This is a genomic window from Nonomuraea sp. NPDC049784 (assembly GCF_040659615.1).
In the GTDB taxonomy this organism is placed as follows: Bacteria; Actinomycetota; Actinomycetes; order Streptosporangiales; family Streptosporangiaceae; genus Nonomuraea.
Genome location: NZ_JBFAMX010000876.1, coordinates 1 through 3,268, shown reverse-complemented (window position 1 = coordinate 3,268; position 3,268 = coordinate 1). Strand labels below are relative to the sequence as shown.

3 protein-coding genes and 1 pseudogene are annotated in these 3,268 nt (G+C 71.8%); 1 reads left to right on the top strand and 3 read right to left on the bottom strand.

Translation table 11 applies throughout. The annotated features are described in order from the left end of the window. Positions 1-1,050: MFS transporter (locus tag AB0J09_RS60260; RefSeq protein WP_360712776.1), on the bottom strand; the 1,050-nt coding region annotated here is incomplete at its 3' end. Between the two features lie 102 nt (positions 1,051-1,152). Here AB0J09_RS60260 and AB0J09_RS60255 point away from each other — a divergent pair. Continuing rightward, entirely contained in the window at positions 1,153-2,070 is a 918-nt protein-coding gene (locus tag AB0J09_RS60255) for an EamA family transporter (RefSeq protein ID WP_360712773.1), read from the top strand. Positions 2,071-2,355: 285 nt separating this feature from the next. Here AB0J09_RS60255 and AB0J09_RS60250 read toward each other — a convergent pair whose 3' ends face one another. Together AB0J09_RS60250 and AB0J09_RS60245 are read right to left on the bottom strand one after the other, a co-directional pair. Continuing rightward, complete coding sequence (locus tag AB0J09_RS60250) at positions 2,356-3,024, bottom strand: GntR family transcriptional regulator (RefSeq protein ID WP_360712770.1); 669 nt, start codon at positions 3,022-3,024, stop codon at positions 2,356-2,358. Between the two features lie 14 nt (positions 3,025-3,038). Beyond that, positions 3,039-3,268 (bottom strand): annotated as a pseudogene (locus AB0J09_RS60245) (ornithine cyclodeaminase family protein); the annotation flags it as partial.

Sequence of the window (3,268 nt, the reverse complement as noted above, 5' to 3'; positions counted from 1 at the left end):
GACCGCGCTGCCCACGAAGAGCGCGCAGGCGAAGAACGCGATCGTGGTGCCCCTCGCCTCGGGCACCACCGAGGTGGCCCACGTCTGCAGCGAGGAGTGCAGGAACGACCAGCCGCCCCCGAGCAGCAGCGCCGTGACGGCCACGGTGGCCATGCTGACGTGCACGGAGACGATCAGGAACCCGGCACTGAGCTGCGCGCCGCCCACCGCCATCAGCACGGGAGCGGGCCAGCGCCCCGCCAGCTGCTTGACGAGCTTCGAGAACGACCACAGGCCCAGCCCGTACGCGGTGATGGCGAGCCCGGCCACGGCCGCGGCGTACCCCGCGTGCTCCAGCGCGGTGGCCAGGAAGGGCATGGCGCCGAGCATGATCGCGCCTTCGACGAAGGCGAGCCCGAACACCAGCAGCGCCCAGCCGTGCCCCAGCACCGCGCTCAGATACCGGGCCACCCCGAGCGAGGCGCCGTCCAGGCGGGCGCGTGGCGGCTCCGGCAGCGAGCGCAGCGTGAGCGCGCAGGCCAGGGCGCAGGCGGCGGGCACGGTGAAGGCCACCCGCCAGTCCACCAGGCCGGCGAGCACCCCGCCCAGCCCGGTGGCCACGGCCGTGCCGAGGGCCGCGGCGGCCATCAGGTCGGTCAGCGCGCGCTGCCGTACCGAGGGCTGGACGGTGTCGCCCACGTACGTCAGCCCGGTGGGGATCACCGCGCCGAAGCAGGCGCCCGTCACGACCCTGGCCACCACCAGCGCCCCGAGCACCGGCATCAGCGCGGAGACCGCCCCCGCCAGCGCCGCGCCGAACAGCGCCCCGCGCATGACCCGCACCCGGCCGAACCGGTCCGACAGCAGCCCCCACAGTGGCTGCGTCAGCCCGTAGGCCAGGTAGTAGCCGCTGGCGGCCGCGACGGCGGCGGAGAGCGAAACGTGCAGGTCCACCGCGATGAGCACGAGCATGGGGCTCACGGCGAAGCGGTCGAAGCTGCTGACGAACGAGGCCACGGACAGGGCCAGCGGCGGCCGGGCGAGGCTCACGGAGGAGGCGGGGGATTTCATGCGTCCAATGATCCAGTAGACAGTAGTAACACCTTATGTCGGGAATGACATGCGGCCTGAGTACGCTCTGACGGTCGTCCCCTGCGTCCGATGAGGAGTCCAGTGACCGCCTTCGCCCTCGACGATCCCCTCGACCGCGGCTCCGGCCTGCCCAGGCCGGGAAACCTGCTGCGCACCGCCGCCGACTCGATCCCGCCCTCCGGGCTCGTGCTGCTGGCGATCTTCTCGGTGCAGCTGGGCGCCGGGTTCGCGAAGGAGTTGTTCTCGGCGCTGCCGCCGAGCGCGGTGGTGTTCCTGAGGATCACAGCCGGGGCGCTGATCATCGGGTCGTTCGTACGGCCCCGGCTGAAAGGCCTGTCCTGGCGCGACTGGGCGGTGGGGATCGGGTTCGGGGTGACACTCGCCCTCATGAACCTGTCCTTCTACGAGGCCCTGTCGCGGCTGCCGATGGGGATCGCGGTGGCCATCGAGTTCCTCGGGCCCCTGGGGGTGGCCGTGGCGGCCTCGCGGCGCCGGATCGACCTGCTCTGGATCGCGCTGGCGGGCGCCGGCGTGGCGCTGCTGGCCCCCTGGGGGCAGTCGGCGTCGGTGAGCTGGCTCGGGATCGGGCTCGCGATGGTGGCAGGGGTCGGCTGGGCCGGGTACATCCTGCTGTCGGCGGCGGCGGGGCGGCGCTTCCCCGGCACGAGCGGGCTGTCGTTCGCGATGATCGTGTCGGCCGTGGTGATCGCTCCCGTCGGTGTCACGACGGGCGGGGCGGAGCTGCTGCAGCCGGAGTTGCTGCTGATCGGGCTCGGTGTGGGACTGCTGTCGTCGGTGATCCCGTACTCGCTGGAGCTTCAGGCGCTGCGGCGGATGCCCAAGCAGGTGTTCGGCATCCTGATGAGCCTGGAGCCCGCGGTGGCGGCGCTGATCGGGGTGCTGCTGCTGAACGAGGTCCTGCACGCGCAGCAGTGGGCGGCGATCGTCTGCATCGTGGCCGCCAGCCTGGGCTCGACCCGGCGGCGCAAGGTCCAGTAGGGCCGGCGAGCCGCCGCGCGCCCGTGGGATGGGGTCTCGGGCGCGCGGCGGGGGGCTCGGCTCTCGGTGGGCGGGGTGTGCCGAGCCCATGGAAGGTCAGCGGAGTGCGGGTGTCCGCTTGACCAGGCATACGCCATCTACCGGAATCGGCGGTGGCCGGTCCGCTGGGGACCAGGACGACGGGGCCGCCGGCGGACGCGCTCGGCGTCGCTCATCCGGCCCGCATTGAGATTACCGCGATCGGCGCGCGTGCGATCCCTAAATGTCAGAACTTAGTGCGCAGTTTCAGTGTTCAGCCCAAATGCCCCGTACATGGCCGATGTGTTCGGTCATGAGGTGGCGAACGGCCTCGCTCTCGCCGTTCTTGAGCGCGTCGAGCAGCTGGAGGTGCTCCCTGGCCGACTCGGCGAGCGTGCCGCGCTCCACGAGCTGGGACAGGCCGTAGAGCCTGGCCCTGTTGCGTAGGTCGCGCACCACCTCGACCAGGTGGCCGTTGCCCGCCAGGGTCAGCAGCTCGACGTGGAAGCGCAGGTCGGCGTCCACGTACGCGAGCAGGTCGCCACGCTCGGCGGCCGAGACGATCTCCTCGGCGATGGGCCTGAGCCGTTCGAACTGCTCCGCCCGCGAGCCGCCGGCCAGCCTGGCCACGGTGGGCACCTCGATGAGCTGGCGGATCTCGGTGAGCTCGTCGAGATCGCGGTCGGACAGCTCGGTGACCCTGAAGCCCTTGTTACGCACCGCCTCGACCAGGCCCTCCTTGGCGAGGTCGAGCATGGCCTCGCGAACCGGCGTGGCCGAGACGCCGAACTGGGCAGCCAGCACCGGCGCGGAGTAGACCACGCCCGGCCGCATCTCACCGGTGATCAGCGCGGCACGAAGCGCCTGCGCCACCTGCTCCCGCAGGCTCTGCCGCTCTCCCACCATCGGCAGGTCGAGCCGCTCCTCGGCAGCCATCCGCCCATCCCTTCCTAGTGCCACGCCTCGTAAGCGGCAGCCGCGACCACGAGGTCCTCCCACGCCATGCCCGTGCTCTTGAACACACGCGGCCCAGTGCCGGCGACGACCCTGCCCGCCACGAGGTCGGCGATGTTGCCGGCGAGATGACCAGCGGCGATCGTACCCTCGTTGATCGGGATGAGCACATCCCCCGCCTCCTCGAGTGCGGCCGCCCTCGACTCGACGACCACGGTGGCGCGGG